This is a genomic window from Pseudomonas sp. C27(2019), from assembly GCF_008807395.1.
Classification (GTDB): Bacteria; Pseudomonadota; Gammaproteobacteria; order Pseudomonadales; family Pseudomonadaceae; genus Denitrificimonas.
In genome coordinates this window covers 640,062-654,294 of the sequence record NZ_CP043320.1, presented here as the reverse complement: position 1 = coordinate 654,294, position 14,233 = coordinate 640,062, and the positions used below count along the sequence as shown (strand labels likewise).

The following is a 14,233-nucleotide window of genomic DNA, read 5'->3' as shown; positions in this document are numbered from 1 at the left end:
CTAGCTGATAATTACGCTCATTTCTGAATGATTACTGAATAAATCACACTAGGGGCTCGCATCGCAGGAAAATAACATCTACACTATGCGCCATCAAATAGAGCAAGTTTTGCCGGCAAATGTTTTGCAGGCGCATTCATCAAAATCAATCTAGGAGCATAATTCATGCAAATGATTAAGTTGAGCGTTATTGCCTTAGCAGTAGCCGCAGCAAGCACACAAATGGCAGTTGCAAGCCAACAGTCAGAGTCAAATGGCTTTATTGAAGACAGTAAGCTCGATACGCATGCACGTGTTCTTTATATGAACCGTGACTTCCGTAATGATTCCGGCACCACTACTCGCAACAGCTATAATGAAGATACAGGCTTAGGCTTAAAAGCTATTTACGAGTCAGGCTTTACCCAAGGTACTGTCGGTTTTGGTGTTGACGCTTTTGGCTTACAAGGCATCAAATTAGATTCAGGTCGCGGTCGTAACGGCAACGGTCAGTTCCCAACTCACAGCAACGGCAAGGCACAAGACAACTACAGCCAAGCTGGCGGTGCAGTTAAAGCACGTATTTCCAACACCGTTCTGAAATACGGTAATCAATTTGTAAGCTTGCCTGTTTTAGCAACTGATGACTCTCGTTTACTACCAGAAACCACAACCGGTTTCTTAGTGACTAGCAATGAAATTGAAAACCTTGAGTTAAACCTAGGTCATTTCACTGCTTTGTCAGCACAAAGCCAAACTGGCCATGACAGCGTAAGTGATGATGATTACGGTACTTTGCGCTCACTAGACTTGGTTGGTGGCCGCTACAACTTCACTGATGACCTAAGCGTTGCTTACTACTATTCAGACGCTGACCTTGGTCACAAAGGCGATGGCAACCGTTTAGAAATTAAAAAGCACTACACCAATGTGAACTACACATTACCTATTGCAGATGCGCAGAGCCTGAACTTCGATTTCAACATGTACAACTCGAAGTTTAATGACAAAGACGCACCGCGTGGTGACAGAAGTAGCACTAATAACGTTTGGAGCTTAGCAGCTGCTTACACCTTGGATGCACATACCTTTACTGTTGCTCATCAGCGCGTAACTGGCGGACAAGATGCTGGCTATGTTTACGGTTATGATGGTGGCGGCGCGGTATTCCTAGCGAACAGCGTTCAATACCAAGACTTTGACCAGAAAGGTGAGAAATCTTACCAAGTTCGTTATGACTTAGATATGGCTACTTTTGGTGTTCCAGGCCTAAGCTTTATGACTCGCTATGTGCGCGGTAGCAACATTGAAGATCAAAGCGTTGCTGACACCGGTCGTAACAACGGTAAAAACTGGGAGCGTGATATCGAAGCAAAATACGTTCTACAGAGTGGCGCAGCGAAAGACCTAGCCTTCCGCGTTCGTCAAGCGACCTACCGTTCAAACGATGCAGCAGGCACAGTTGATAACAACGAAGTACGCCTGATTGTTGAGTACCCACTAAGCATTTTGTAATGCTTAAGCGGTAAACTCGCATCATTCAAGAAACCCAGCCTCGGCTGGGTTTCTTGTTTCTCACAGTTAACAAAAAAGCTAGCAAGCGCTTAGCGCTATAATTTGCTAGTGCGCTAGCACATTCCAATCAGACAAATGCGCTACAATAGCGCCCTCCTTTCATCTTTTTAGTGTAGATATTAGCCATGCGTACCAGTCAGTATTTGCTTTCCACGTTAAAAGAAACACCAGCCGATGCGGTTGTCATCAGCCACCAACTGATGTTGCGCGCAGGCATGATCCGCCGCTTAGCCTCAGGCTTATACACCTGGCTGCCGCTGGGTTTGCGCGTACTGCGTAAAGCCGAAGCCGTGGTACGCGAAGAAATGAATGCCGCTGGCGCGTTAGAAGTATTAATGCCCGCCGTTCAACCTGCAGAACTATGGCAAGAATCAGGACGCTGGGAAGAGTACGGCCCAGAGTTACTGCGCTTAAAAGACCGTCACCAACGCGAGTTCTGTGTTGGACCTACTCACGAGGAAGTGATTACTGACTTAGCGCGTAACGAGCTGAGTAGCTACCGCCAATTGCCGATTAATTTTTATCAGATTCAGACTAAATTTCGTGATGAAATTCGTCCGCGCTTTGGCTTAATGCGTGGACGTGAATTTATTATGAAAGATGCCTACTCGTTCCATACTGACCAAGCATCTTTGCAAGAAACCTACGACCGTATGCACCAAGCCTATACCAATATTTTCACTCGACTGGGTTTAAACTTCCGCCCTGTAGAAGCCGACACCGGCTCGATTGGCGGTACTGGTTCACATGAGTTCCACGTTCTCGCCGCTTCAGGTGAAGACGATATCGCCTTCAGCACAGCCTCTAACTACGCGGCCAATATTGAAAAAGCCGAAGCATTGCCACGCGAAACAAATCGCGGTGAAGCCACGCAAGAACTGCGCTTGGTCGATACACCCAACACCAAAACCATTGAGCAGCTCACTGAACAATTCTCTATCGCTGTCGAGAAAACCATCAAGACATTGATCGTTCGCGGTGTTGAAGAAAATACTTTAGTGGCGCTGATTGTACGCGGCGATCACACCTTGAATGAAATCAAAGCAGCCAATCATCCTCTTGTTGCCAGCCCACTTGAGTTTGCCGGCGATGCAGAGATCTTTGACGCGTGCGGCGCTTACCCTGGCTCTTTAGGCCCGAAAGATTTAGCTATTGCTTGCATCATTGACCGCTCTGTTGCCTTGATGAGTGACTTTGCTGCCGGTGCCAACCAAGAAGATAAGCACTGGTTTGGCCTAAACTGGGAGCGCGACCTAGAACTACCTGAGATCGCAGACCTGCGTAACGTGCAGGCCGGTGACCCAAGCCCTGACGGTCAAGGCACTCTGGAAATTAAACGCGGTATTGAAGTGGGCCATATTTTCCAACTGGGCACTAAATACAGCGAATCAATGAACTGCACAGTGATGGGCGAAGACGGCAAGCCTGCGACTTTAACTATGGGTTGCTACGGTATCGGGGTCTCACGTGTGGTTGCTGCTGCGATTGAGCAAAACTACGATGACAACGGCATTATTTGGCCTGCGGCGTTAGCGCCTTTTGATGTTGCTATTGTGCCAATGAAATATGACAAACCTGAAGTCAAAGAAGCCACCGATAAGCTCTATGAGCAACTTACTGCTGCAGGATTTGACGTGCTTTTAGATGATCGCGATAAGAAAACCAGTCCTGGGGTGAAGTTCGCTGATATGGAGCTGATTGGTATTCCACAGCGGGTAGTGATCAGTGAGCGCAGCTTAAAAGAAGGCACTTTAGAGTACAAAGGCCGTCGCGATACTGAGAGCCAGCATATTGCCATTGAGCAAGCGCTAGATGTTATCAGCAAGCAATTGCGCGCTTAAGCATCACTATAGAGTCGCTTAGTCCAATGCAATCGTAGGGCTAAGCGGCCGCTCCCCATCCTTACAAATCTGCATGTACAGGCCTGCCCTGCGTCTTTCTCTGTACTCATTTATAAATGCTTAGCAAACTTACTACACAGGCCGGATAGCTATAAATCGAGCTAACACAGTTCAGTCATCTACACCTTGAAACCTTTGCCCATCGAGCAAGTAACGGATCTCTTCAGCAGCATAACCGCGCTGCGCTAAAAATCGACTTTGTTTAGCTTTATCTTTTAAATCAGTGACTTGCCCAGAAAAGCGCCGCTGCCATAGATCCTGCATCTGTGCCTGCCAGTCAATATCTGCCCCAGCCAAAGCACACTCAACCAGCTCGCGCGCCAAGCCGCGCTGGGTTAACTCTTCGCGTATGCGCATCGGCCCGCGCCCAGTATTGGCGCGACTGCGGATATAGCTTTCTACATAGCGCTGTTCCGAGAGCAAACCGTCATCCATTAGACGCTGCAGCTCGACATCTATCATCTCTGCCTCAGCACCGCGCTGACGCAATTTACGTGACAACTCAACATAGCCATGCTCACGTCGCGCCAATAAATTCATCGCGGCACGGCGAATAGAAACAGGGGTATCTAACATCTCGGCCTCACAAAAAAACGGCATGAATGCGCTGCACCATGCCGTTTTTATCCAGTTACATCGTTACGCTGCGTTTACTCAACAGTGTCCTCAACAACAGCTTGCTGCTTGTTATTACTCGGTGCAGGTGCCAACAGCTGATCACGAATCTGCTGCTCAATAGCTTGGCAAATCTCTGGGTTTTCTTCTAAGTAACGCGCTGAGTTGGCTTTACCCTGCCCCATGCGCACGCCTTTATGACTGTACCATGCGCCTGACTTCTCAATCAGGCCTTGCTGCACGCCCAAATCAATGATTTCACCATTACGGTAAATACCCTTGCCATACAAAATCTGAAACTCTGCCTGACGGAACGGCGCAGCCACCTTATTTTTGACCACTTTAACCCGTGTTTCGTTACCGGTGATCTCATCACCTTCTTTTACCGCACCAATACGACGAATATCTAAACGCACCGATGAGTAGAATTTCAGCGCATTACCACCGGTGGTGGTTTCAGGGCTACCGAACATCACACCAATTTTCATACGGATTTGGTTAATAAAAATGACTAAACAGTTGGCATTTTTAATATTACCGGTGATTTTACGCAGTGCTTGGCTCATTAAACGTGCCTGCAGACCAACGTGGGTATCACCCATATCACCTTCAATTTCAGCTTTAGGCACCAATGCAGCAACGGAGTCAATGACAATCACATCCATGGCATTGGAGCGTACCAACATATCGGCAATTTCTAATGCTTGCTCACCAGTATCAGGCTGTGAGACATACAAGTCATCAATATTAACGCCTAATTTGCCAGCATATTCTGGGTCTAGTGCATGCTCAGCATCGATAAACGCGCAGGTCGCGCCGACTTTTTGCGCTTCAGCAATCACTGACAGGGTCAGCGTGGTTTTACCAGATGATTCAGGACCATAAATCTCAACAATTCGGCCCTTGGGTAAACCGCCTATGCCCAGCGCAATATCCAAGCCCAATGAGCCTGTAGAGATCGCGGGGATAGCCACGCGCTCATGGTCACCCATGCGCATAACAGCGCCTTTACCAAACTGGCGTTCAATTTGACCAAGCGCAGCCGCTAACGCTTTTTTCTTATTCTCGTCCATCATAAATCCTCAAATAACAATTGGGCTGCGCCCTGAATACTGGATAGTTAACCAGCATTATCCACAGTCTTTATTGATTAGGCAAATGTTTCTTTAAGCATTGCTGCCAGTCATTTGCCGCTCGCCCTTCCATTACACACAATAGACCAGCCAAAGCGGCCTGCACGCTTTGCTGACGAACGGACTGTCGATCACCAGCAAAGTGCCAGCAAGCAGATTGCACCTGCATACCGTGCGCCCAAGCAAGGCAGACAGTACCCACTGGCTTCTCTACACTACCGCCACCGGGCCCTGCCACGCCGCTGACCGCTACAGTGTACTGAGCGCCAGACAATTGTTGCGCGCCACGCGCCATACCTTCAACCACCGACTGGCTGACAGCGCCATCACGTTGCAAGTCAGCCTCAGCCACCTGCAGTACGCGCATTTTCTGCCGATTGGAATAGGTGACAAAGCCCACCTCAAACCAGGCAGAGCTGCCAGCAACACGCGTGATAGCTTCTGCTATACCACCGCCGGTGCAGGATTCTGCCGTACTGACAAAGGCGTTTTGCTTGAGTAACTGCTGACCTAATTGCTCAGCAAGTTGGGTAATGGTGAACATATCGCCCCCAGTCATAACAAAATATTAAGCGCGCTGTCGTAAAACAGCTCAAGCTATGCCTCATGCATGGCTGTTATTAGCACAACGCACAGCCTATCGATACAGATCACTGGCCGCACTGTGGCAGATTTCTAAAAGCCAAGGGCAATCACTGGCTGTGCCTCTGGCCATAGCATCGCTAAGGTGCGCTCAGTAGCACAGGTATCACCACTGCCATAAAAATGATCTAGCGGCTGCTGAGCTTCAGCCAGCAAATTGTGTTTACCCAGCTCACTCTGCAAGCGGCGCGCCACTGCTTCGCCAGTATCAATCAACTGCACGTACTCAGGGACCATGCGCTGCAATAAAGGTTTAAGCAACGGGTAATGCGTGCAGCCCAGAATCAAGGTATCGCAACCGGCCTGCAACAGCGGCTCAACATAGCTGCTTAGCAACGCCCGCGTTGTATCAGTCTGTAATTCGCCTGCTTCAATCAACTCAACCAGGCCAGGGCACGGCTGCGTTATCACCTCGACATCACTGGCAAAGCGCTCCAACAAAGCGGCAAAACGTGCGCTGCGTAAAGTGCCAGTGGTGGCTAAAACGCCGACCTTCCCTGATTGCGATGCCTGCACAGCAGGTTTGACCGCAGGCTCCATACCGACAATCAGCACATCCGGCCAACGTTGGCGTAACTCACTCACCGCTGCCGCAGTCGCAGTATTACAAGCGACCACAATGGCCTTGACTCGCTGCGCCAACAAAAACTCACTGATAGCTAAACTGCGCTGGACAATAAACTCAGGTGATTTTTCCCCATAGGGTACATGCGCGCTATCAGCGATATAAATCAAGGATTCGGCAGGCAGTAAATTGCGAATGGCATGCAATACAGAGATACCACCCAAACCTGAATCAAACACACCAATGGCAGCGTGCTTATCCATGGCGCGTGCCGCATACCACACAGTGCGGATCGCGACGCACTTTTAGTTCACGGAAACGGCTACTCAGTGCATCCACCAGTAGCAACCGACCAATCAATGGCTCGCCAAACCCTGCAAGTATTTTCATGGCCTCCAAGGCTTGCAGGCTACCGATCAGGCCGACCAACGGCCCCAACACGCCAGCTTCGCTGCAGGTTAAGCCTTCTTCAGCACCGTCACCGAACACACAGTGATAACACGGGCTCTGGGCATTGCTCGGATCATAAACACTGACCTGCCCTTCACCACGAATCGCAGCGCCACTGACCAATACCGTATTGGTAGCAAAACAGGCAGCATTGAGTTCACCACGTATAGTGAAATTATCGGTGCAGTCCAGTACCAGATCAACCGACTGCAGCAATGCTGGTAAATTCTCAGAATCCAGTTTGCTATCAATGCTATGCACAGCAATATGTGGGTTGAGACCCTGCAAACGCGCCTGCGCCGACTGCACTTTTAAAGTGCCTAAAGCAGCGCTGTCATGCACAATTTGGCGCTGCAAGTTGGACAGATCAAGGGTGTCAAAATCAGCCAAATACATCTCGCCAACACCGGCCGCAGCCAAATACAACGCAACAGGCGAGCCCAGCCCACCTAAGCCAACAATCAAGACTTTGCTGTTTTTTAAACGTAACTGCCCAGCCACATCCACTTGTTTTAATAGGATCTGGCGACTGTAACGCAGTAATTCTTCATCATTTAACATGGACTATAACGACCTAAGGTTAGGATGGTAGACAGCCGAAACTGATACGTTCATGACCGCCCAAATCACGCTGACTGTTGACCTCAATAAAACCAGCCTGTTGCAGCAATGCCCGCACAGCGCTAGCCTGATCAAAGCCATGCTCCAGCATTAACCAGCCCTTCGCGCTTAAATAAGCGGGTGCTTGGGCAATAATCAGGCGTAAATCATCCAATCCGTCAGCGCCTGAAACCAAAGCACTGAGCGGCTCAAAACGCAGATCACCTTGTTGTAAATGTGGATCAGTGTCAGCGATATATGGCGGATTGCTGAGGATTAAATCATAACGTTGGCCAATCAGCGCACTGAACCAATGGCTGGACAAAAACTGCACATTGCTGAGCTGCAACTGCTGTTGATTGCTCTGCGCTAGCGCCACCGCTGATTCTATGCGATCAACACCGGTCACTGCCCACTGCGGCCGCTCACTGGCAAGCGCCAAAGCTATCGCTCCTGTGCCGGTACCCAAATCTAAAACCCGCAAAGGGCTGCTAGCATCAGCTAACTGCAAAGCCGCCTCAACCAAGAGTTCGGTGTCTGCACGAGGAATTAAAGTGTGCTCGGCTACTTGCAAGTCCAGCGTCCAAAAGCCCTGCTGCCCTAATAAATAGGCAACGGGTTCGCCACGCTGACGGCGCTCAAGCAGTGCCATAAAGGCTGCTGCTTGCGCCTCGCTGAGTGTTTTTTCTGGCCAAGCTAAAAGATAGCTGCGCGGTTTATCAAGGACATGCGCGAGTAGCAGCTCAGCATCCAGTTGTGCAGTAGGCGAATCAATCTGTGTTGCATGGGCTAACAACTGATCAATGCGCATCATCAAACTTAATCGCCTAACGCAGCAAGCTGGTCCGCCTGATACTCAAGCAGTAACGGATCAATAATCTGCTCTAAACTGCCGCTAATCACATCAGCAAGCGAATACAGGGTTAAGTTAATGCGATGGTCAGTCACTCGCCCCTGTGGAAAGTTATAGGTACGAATGCGCTCAGAGCGATCACCACTGCCGACCAAGGATTTACGCGTATCGGACATTTCTTGCGCTGCCGCACTGCTTTGCTGATCCTCCAAACGCGCCGCTAACCAGCCCATGGCACGCGCACGGTTTTTGTGTTGTGAGCGCTCTTCTTGGCATTCCACCACTATGCCACTGGGCAAGTGGGTAATACGCACCGCAGAGTCGGTTTTATTCACGTGCTGGCCACCCGCGCCCGAAGCGCGATAGGTATCCACGCGCAAATCTGCCGGATTAATTTCAATCGCGTCCTGCTCATCAGGCTCAGGCAAGACCACCACGGTGCATGCGGAGGTGTGCACGCGACCTTGCGACTCTGTTTCAGGCACGCGTTGTACGCGGTGCGCTCCAGACTCAAACTTGAGACGGCCGTAGACATTATCGCCCTCAACACGGGCAATCACTTCTTTATAACCACCGTGTTCACCGCCATGCTCAGACAACACTTCAACGCGCCAGCCTTGGCGCTCGGCATAACGCAAATACATGCGAAATAAATCGCCAGAGAAAATCGCCGCCTCATCGCCACCGGTTCCGGCACGCACTTCTAAAAAGACGTTACGGCTATCATTAGGATCTTTGGGCAACATCAAACGCTGCAAGTCAGCTTCAATGGCTTCTAGAGACTCACGGCACTGCGCCACTTCTTCAACCGCCATTTCACGTACATCAAGATCACTGTCCTTGAGTAAGGTTTGCGCCTCGGCAAGATCACTGCTGGTTTTGCGCCATGTTTGAAAGGCCTCCACAACAGGCTCAATTTCGGCATATTCTTTCGAGTAGGTGCGGTATTTATTTTGATCGGTGATCACCTGCGCATCACCTAGCAGCGCAGTGAGCTCCTCAAAGCGTTCTTGCAGACGGTCTAGACGATTGACTAACGACGCTTTCATTAATTCGAGTCACCTGTGGTTAAACCAAATAATTCCTGCGCAACGGCCAGCGCTTCACAGCGACCATCAGCAGACAAACGTTTTAATTGCACACTCGGCGCATGCAGCAGCTTATTGGTTAAGCCGCGTGCCAACGCTGCCAGCGCATCTTCCGGCGAGGTACCATTGGCTAAAGCACGTTGCGCACGCGCCAATTCTTCATCACGCAAACGTTCACCTTGCTGACGATAGGCACGCAACACATCGACTGCTTCAAGCTCACGCAAACGCTGCATAAAATCAGCGGTGCCTTGCACCACCAGCTCTTCTGCTGCTTTCGCCGCGCCTTGACGGCTCTTTAAGTTTTCCGTGACCACTTCATGCAAGTCATCAACGCTGTACAAATAGACGTCATCAAGCTCGCCCACTTGCGGCTCAATATCGCGCGGCACAGCAATATCAACCATAAAGATCGGCTTATGCTTGCGCAGTTTTAATGCGCGCTCGACTGCACCTTTGCCTAAAATCGGCAACTGACTGGCAGTGGAGCTGATGACAATATCACTGTGTACCAATGCGTCTGGAATATCAGACAAGACAATTGCCTGACCATCAAACTCATTAGCCAGCAGGGTGGCGCGATCTAAGGTGCGATTGGCCACGACAATATTACGCACGCCTTGCTCATGTAAGTGCCGCGCCACCAAGGTAATGGTTTCACCAGCTCCGACTAATAAAGCCTGGCTTTGGCTCAGATCGGTAAAAATCTGTTTAGCTAAACTGACTGCTGCAAAGGCCACTGAGACTGGATTCTCACCAATAGCAGTATCAGTGCGCACGGTTTTTGCGGTGCTGAACGTGGCTTGAAACAAGCGCCCCAGTAACGGCCCCAAGGTTCCCGCCTCACGCGCCACTGCGTAGGCTGATTTAATTTGCCCAAGAATTTGCGGCTCACCAAGCACTAAAGAATCTAAGCCACAGGCCACTCGCATCATGTGCCGGATGGCTTGATCATCCTGATGCACATAAGCACAGGCGTGCAAATCCTCTGCCGGTACGCCATGGAACTGCGCCAGCCAATCCAGCACCGCACGCGGTTGCACAGACTCGACCTCTAGGTACAGCTCGCTACGGTTACAGGTCGATAGAATCGCTGCCTCTCGACTGCCCACGATCTGACACAGTTGGCGCAGCGCCTCAGCTAATTGCTCAGGACTAAACGCCACGCGCTCACGGACCGCCACAGACGCCGTTGTATGATTAATTCCAAGTGCTATAAAAGCCATGCATCGTCGCTAAAGGTATTTAAAGCGGGCAATTGTCCTACTTCAAAGCCTTCAGAACAACCTCCCCAAACAAAAGACAACACTAAGTGTAAGAAAAAGCATATATTTTAGACTATCACATGCAAAAGCTGTCGCCGCTCAAGCACTAAAGTGGAGCACCATCCTTAGACTGGCGCGCGCAATCTATCTGCTTGTGTCATGATGCATCTATTCTAACTTGTCTTGCCTTGTACTTATGAATAAATATTTTAGCCTTATCTCAATCAGCTTCATATTGTCCGGCTGTCAAATCTTGACATCGGACAACAGTGTATCAACAAACCTTACCGAGGCGCCTGCAACGCCACAAACAACGACTGCATCTGAACCCAGCGCAGACTTTACAACAGATACCTTAATTAGTTTGCTGACCGCAGAAATTGCTGGTCAACGTGATCGTTTTGATATCGCCTCAGAACACTACAGCCAGCAAGCCCAAATCACAGGTGACCCCGGTGTAGCTGAGCGTTCGTTGCACATTGCTGAGTACATGGGCGATAAACAACGCGCACTCGACAGCGCGCTCATTTGGGCCGATGCCGCACCAGACAATTTAGAAGCGCAGCGTTCTGCCGCCATTCAACTGGCTCAGGCCAAGCGCTACGAAGAAGCCATGCAGCGCATGGAAACTGTGCTACTAGCAAACGGCGATACCCAGTTTGATTTTCTTGCCTTATCAGCTGTGCGCTCAGATCGTAAAACGCGCCAAGCGCTCTTGCAAAGCTTTGACCGTTTAATCAGCAAACAACCCCACAACCAGCAGCTAATTTTTAGCAAAGCCATTTTGCTCAGCCAAGACGAGCGCAGCGAAGAAGCATTACAACTGCTCGAAGCTCAGCCTAAAAAAACTGCAGCACCAGCAATAACTTTATTGCGAGCACGCTTACTTAGCCGACTGAATCGCGGTGAAGAAGCCCTGCCGTTACTGCGTAACGCGTTAAAAAACCAACCCAACGACAATCGCCTACGCATGGCCTATGCGCGACAATTGATCGATCTTAATCAGCTCGAAGAAGCGCGTGCTGAGTTCATCGAACTCTTACAGCAATCCCCAAATGATGATGAATTACGCTTTTCTTTGGCGCTGATCAATATGGATTTAGAGGCATGGCTTGAAGCCCAAGTGTACCTTGAAGACCTCATCAGTCGCGGCAGTTACACTGATGCCGCGTACTACAATCTGGGCCGAGTATTTCAAGAACTTGACGAAATAGAGCAAGCTTTATCTGCCTATAACGCAGTGCAACCGGGCCAAAACTACCTCGCCGCGCAGCAGCGCACCAGCACTCTGCTGCTTGAAAACCAGCGACTGAGCGACAACACTGTTCATTTTGAAATGCAGCGCATGATCAATACTGATCTCGCCATTCAACTGTACTTAATTGAAACAGAAAGCCTGGCAACCCACGACCAAGTGGAAACAGCATGGCTGCGCATCAATCAAGCTTTAAAACATTACCCAGACGACCCAAGCCTGCTCTACACCCGCGCCATGGTTGCTGAAAAGCGTAACGATCTCGCACAACTGGAAGAGGACTTACGCCTGATCATCAAGCGCGATCCTGAGAATGCCATGGCACTGAATGCACTCGGCTACACCCTTGCCGACCGCACTGAGCGCTTGCAGGAAGCCCGTCAATTGATTGAACAAGCGCATCAACTTGAACCCAATGATGCAGCCATTACCGACAGTTTAGGCTGGGTCTATTATCGCCTCGGAGATTTAGTCGCAGCTGAACGCCTGCTACGCGAAGCCTTCAGCACCTACCCAGACGCTGAAGTTGCCGCGCACTTAGGCGAAGTGCTGTGGCAACAAGGCAAGCGCAAAGAAGCACGGCGCATCTGGAACCAAGCACTTGAGTCGCAGCCCAACAACTCTGTACTGCTGGAAACTATGCAGCGGCTGATCAACAAGGACCTGTAACCCATGCGCTTTTTAAACTTAGTCACACTCAGCGTGCTACTTACTCTAACTGGCTGCAGTCATTTTTCTTCAAAAGAGCAACTCAGCGGCAGCGGCCAAGCCAGCTCATGGCAGGCACATAAACAGCAAATCACCCCGCTTGATGCGTGGCAAATCAATGGCAAGCTCGGTATTCGCAGCGAACAAGAATCAGGCAGCGCCATTTTATTTTGGCTGCAGCGCCAAGATTATTTTGATATTCGCCTCTCTGGCCCACTCGGCCAAGGCTCAACCCGCCTCACCGGGCGCCAAGGCGCGGTAAGCCTCGAAATCGCCAACCGTGGCACTTTTAAGGCGACAACAGCCGAAGCCTTAATGCAACAACAGTTGGGCTGGAGCTTGCCAGTTGAGAACCTACTCTGGTGGGTACGTGGACTACCCGCGCCTCGAAGTAAAAGCCAAGCCCAGCTTAATAACGACAGCGTCCTCACCACACTCAAGCAAGATCAGTGGCTGATTGAGTACTTAAGTTACCGCAACGAAAACGGCGTACAACTGCCTGAACGTATCAAGCTCACGGGCGCTGGATTGAATATCACTCTTGTCATTAAGCAGTGGCAAGCACGGCAACTGGGTCAGTAAACGATGCCTTACACCTTTTCTGATAACTTCCAGCAGCACGCACACTCGAATACGGCACAACTGAGCCTACCAGCCCCCGCCAAACTAAACTTAATGCTGCATATCGTTGGCCGTAGAACCGATGGTTACCATTTACTGGAAACCCTCTTTCAGTTTCTCGATTATGCCGACATGCTACATTTCTCCGCACGCACAGATGGCCAGATCATTCTGCACACACCTATTACTGGAGTCGCACACGACGATAATCTCATCGTTCGCGCCGCTCGCTTACTGCAAGCGCAAAGTAAAAGCAGCCAAGGTGCTGATATCTGGCTGGACAAAAAACTACCAGTTGGCGGTGGCATTGGCGGCGGCAGCTCAAACGCCGCCACCACTTTAGTCGGCCTAAACCACCTCTGGCGTACACAGCTGCCCTTAGAGGCCCTTGCACAAATGGGCTTAAACCTAGGCGCTGATGTACCCGTCTTTGTTATGGGCCGCGCAGCATTCGCTCAAGGCGTGGGTGAAAAACTACAGCCTGTAGACTTGCCAGAACCATGGTATTTAGTCGCTGTACCAGCTGTTTCTATCAGCACCGCTAAAATATTTTCAGAGCCGAGCTTGACACGTGATACGCCTCTGACTAATATACGCACCGTTCTCAAGCAAGGCGGTCACAACGATTGCCAAGCGGTAGTTGAGAGGTGTTACCCAGAAGTGCGTAACGCTTTGATCTTGCTAAACAACTTTGTTGAAGCTCGATTAACTGGAACTGGAAGTTGTATATTTGGGAGCTTCCCAAGTGAACAACAAGCTGTTAACATAGCAAGCCAGATTTCAGAGTCACTACCAAGCTTTGTAGCACGAGGGGCTAACATTTCAATGTTGCACCGCGAACTGCAAAAGTTATCTGAAAACAAATAGTTCTACATTGTAAGATGTACAACTCTACAGGGGCGTCGCCAAGCGGTAAGGCAGCAGGTTTTGATCCTGCCATGCGTTGGTTCGAATCCAGCCGCCCCTGCCACATTACGAAACCT

General features: G+C 50.1%; 13 protein-coding genes and 1 tRNA gene. 6 read left to right on the top strand and 8 right to left on the bottom strand.

Annotated elements, in window-relative coordinates; translation table 11 throughout:
* Positions 1–165: 165 nt before the first annotated feature.
* On the top strand, positions 166–1,494 hold the full coding sequence (locus tag FXF61_RS03075) for an OprD family porin (RefSeq protein ID WP_151183890.1): 1,329 nt from the start codon (positions 166–168) through the stop codon (positions 1,492–1,494).
* 185 nt (positions 1,495–1,679) lie between these two features.
* A complete protein-coding gene (locus FXF61_RS03070; protein WP_151183889.1) occupies positions 1,680–3,395 on the top strand; it encodes a proline--tRNA ligase in 1,716 nt (571 codons plus the stop codon).
* Between the two features lie 171 nt (positions 3,396–3,566).
* On the opposite strand, the gene recX is transcribed toward FXF61_RS03070, so the two are convergent.
* From recX to hemA, 8 genes are all read right to left on the bottom strand, one after another.
* Positions 3,567–4,031, bottom strand: coding sequence for a recombination regulator RecX (recX, locus tag FXF61_RS03065; RefSeq protein WP_256663484.1), 465 nt, complete (start codon positions 4,029–4,031; stop codon positions 3,567–3,569).
* Positions 4,032–4,105: 74 nt separating this feature from the next.
* Positions 4,106–5,143 (bottom strand): recombinase RecA, encoded by a 1,038-nt coding sequence (recA, locus tag FXF61_RS03060; protein WP_151185984.1) that lies wholly within the window; start codon positions 5,141–5,143, stop codon positions 4,106–4,108.
* 70 nt (positions 5,144–5,213) lie between these two features.
* Positions 5,214–5,747: a CinA family protein gene (locus FXF61_RS03055; protein WP_151183887.1), complete on the bottom strand. Its 534-nt coding sequence runs from the start codon at positions 5,745–5,747 to the stop codon at positions 5,214–5,216.
* 131 nt (positions 5,748–5,878) lie between these two features.
* A complete protein-coding gene (murI, locus tag FXF61_RS03050; RefSeq protein WP_151183886.1) occupies positions 5,879–6,673 on the bottom strand; it encodes a glutamate racemase in 795 nt (264 codons plus the stop codon).
* Positions 6,666–7,421: a molybdopterin-synthase adenylyltransferase MoeB gene (locus tag FXF61_RS03045; RefSeq protein WP_151183885.1), complete on the bottom strand. Its 756-nt coding sequence runs from the start codon at positions 7,419–7,421 to the stop codon at positions 6,666–6,668. Before FXF61_RS03045 ends, murI begins: the two co-directional genes overlap by 8 nt.
* A gap of 19 nt (positions 7,422–7,440) precedes the next feature.
* Entirely contained in the window at positions 7,441–8,274 is an 834-nt protein-coding gene (gene prmC, locus FXF61_RS03040) for a peptide chain release factor N(5)-glutamine methyltransferase (protein ID WP_151183884.1), read from the bottom strand.
* Between the two features lie 5 nt (positions 8,275–8,279).
* Positions 8,280–9,362 (bottom strand): peptide chain release factor 1, encoded by a 1,083-nt coding sequence (gene prfA, locus FXF61_RS03035; protein WP_151183883.1) that lies wholly within the window; start codon positions 9,360–9,362, stop codon positions 8,280–8,282.
* A complete protein-coding gene (gene hemA / locus FXF61_RS03030; RefSeq protein WP_151183882.1) occupies positions 9,362–10,627 on the bottom strand; it encodes a glutamyl-tRNA reductase in 1,266 nt (421 codons plus the stop codon). Before hemA ends, prfA begins: the two co-directional genes overlap by 1 nt.
* A gap of 235 nt (positions 10,628–10,862) precedes the next feature.
* Here hemA and FXF61_RS03025 point away from each other — a divergent pair, with 235 nt between their 5' ends.
* The 4 genes from FXF61_RS03025 to FXF61_RS03010 all read left to right on the top strand — a co-directional run bounded on the left by FXF61_RS03025 (position 10,863) and on the right by FXF61_RS03010 (position 14,220).
* Complete coding sequence (locus FXF61_RS03025) at positions 10,863–12,590, top strand: tetratricopeptide repeat protein (RefSeq protein WP_151183881.1); 1,728 nt, start codon at positions 10,863–10,865, stop codon at positions 12,588–12,590.
* Positions 12,591–12,593: 3 nt separating this feature from the next.
* A complete protein-coding gene (gene lolB, locus FXF61_RS03020) occupies positions 12,594–13,211 on the top strand; it encodes a lipoprotein insertase outer membrane protein LolB (protein WP_151183880.1) in 618 nt (205 codons plus the stop codon).
* A gap of 3 nt (positions 13,212–13,214) precedes the next feature.
* Positions 13,215–14,117, top strand: coding sequence for a 4-(cytidine 5'-diphospho)-2-C-methyl-D-erythritol kinase (ispE, locus tag FXF61_RS03015; protein ID WP_151183879.1), 903 nt, complete (start codon positions 13,215–13,217; stop codon positions 14,115–14,117).
* Between the two features lie 28 nt (positions 14,118–14,145).
* A tRNA-Gln gene (locus FXF61_RS03010) sits at positions 14,146–14,220 on the top strand.
* Positions 14,221–14,233 lie beyond the last annotated feature (13 nt).

What these genes read in the sequence shown, in the direction of transcription:
- prfA (WP_151183883.1), bottom strand. Translation starts at nt 9,362, where the DNA reads ATGAAAGCGTCGTTAGTCAATCGTCTAGACCGTCTGCAAGAACGCTTT.
- FXF61_RS03070 (WP_151183889.1), top strand. Translation starts at nt 1,680, where the DNA reads ATGCGTACCAGTCAGTATTTGCTTTCCACGTTAAAAGAAACACCAGCC.
- recX (WP_256663484.1), bottom strand. Translation starts at nt 4,031, where the DNA reads ATGTTAGATACCCCTGTTTCTATTCGCCGTGCCGCGATGAATTTATTG.
- hemA (WP_151183882.1), bottom strand. Translation starts at nt 10,627, where the DNA reads ATGGCTTTTATAGCACTTGGAATTAATCATACAACGGCGTCTGTGGCG.
- ispE (WP_151183879.1), top strand. Translation starts at nt 13,215, where the DNA reads ATGCCTTACACCTTTTCTGATAACTTCCAGCAGCACGCACACTCGAAT.
- recA (WP_151185984.1), bottom strand. Translation starts at nt 5,143, where the DNA reads ATGGACGAGAATAAGAAAAAAGCGTTAGCGGCTGCGCTTGGTCAAATT.
- murI (WP_151183886.1), bottom strand. Translation starts at nt 6,673, where the DNA reads ATGGATAAGCACGCTGCCATTGGTGTGTTTGATTCAGGTTTGGGTGGT.
- FXF61_RS03045 (WP_151183885.1), bottom strand. Translation starts at nt 7,421, where the DNA reads ATGTTAAATGATGAAGAATTACTGCGTTACAGTCGCCAGATCCTATTA.
- FXF61_RS03025 (WP_151183881.1), top strand. Translation starts at nt 10,863, where the DNA reads ATGAATAAATATTTTAGCCTTATCTCAATCAGCTTCATATTGTCCGGC.
- FXF61_RS03055 (WP_151183887.1), bottom strand. Translation starts at nt 5,747, where the DNA reads ATGTTCACCATTACCCAACTTGCTGAGCAATTAGGTCAGCAGTTACTC.
- FXF61_RS03075 (WP_151183890.1), top strand. Translation starts at nt 166, where the DNA reads ATGCAAATGATTAAGTTGAGCGTTATTGCCTTAGCAGTAGCCGCAGCA.
- prmC (WP_151183884.1), bottom strand. Translation starts at nt 8,274, where the DNA reads ATGATGCGCATTGATCAGTTGTTAGCCCATGCAACACAGATTGATTCG.
- lolB (WP_151183880.1), top strand. Translation starts at nt 12,594, where the DNA reads ATGCGCTTTTTAAACTTAGTCACACTCAGCGTGCTACTTACTCTAACT.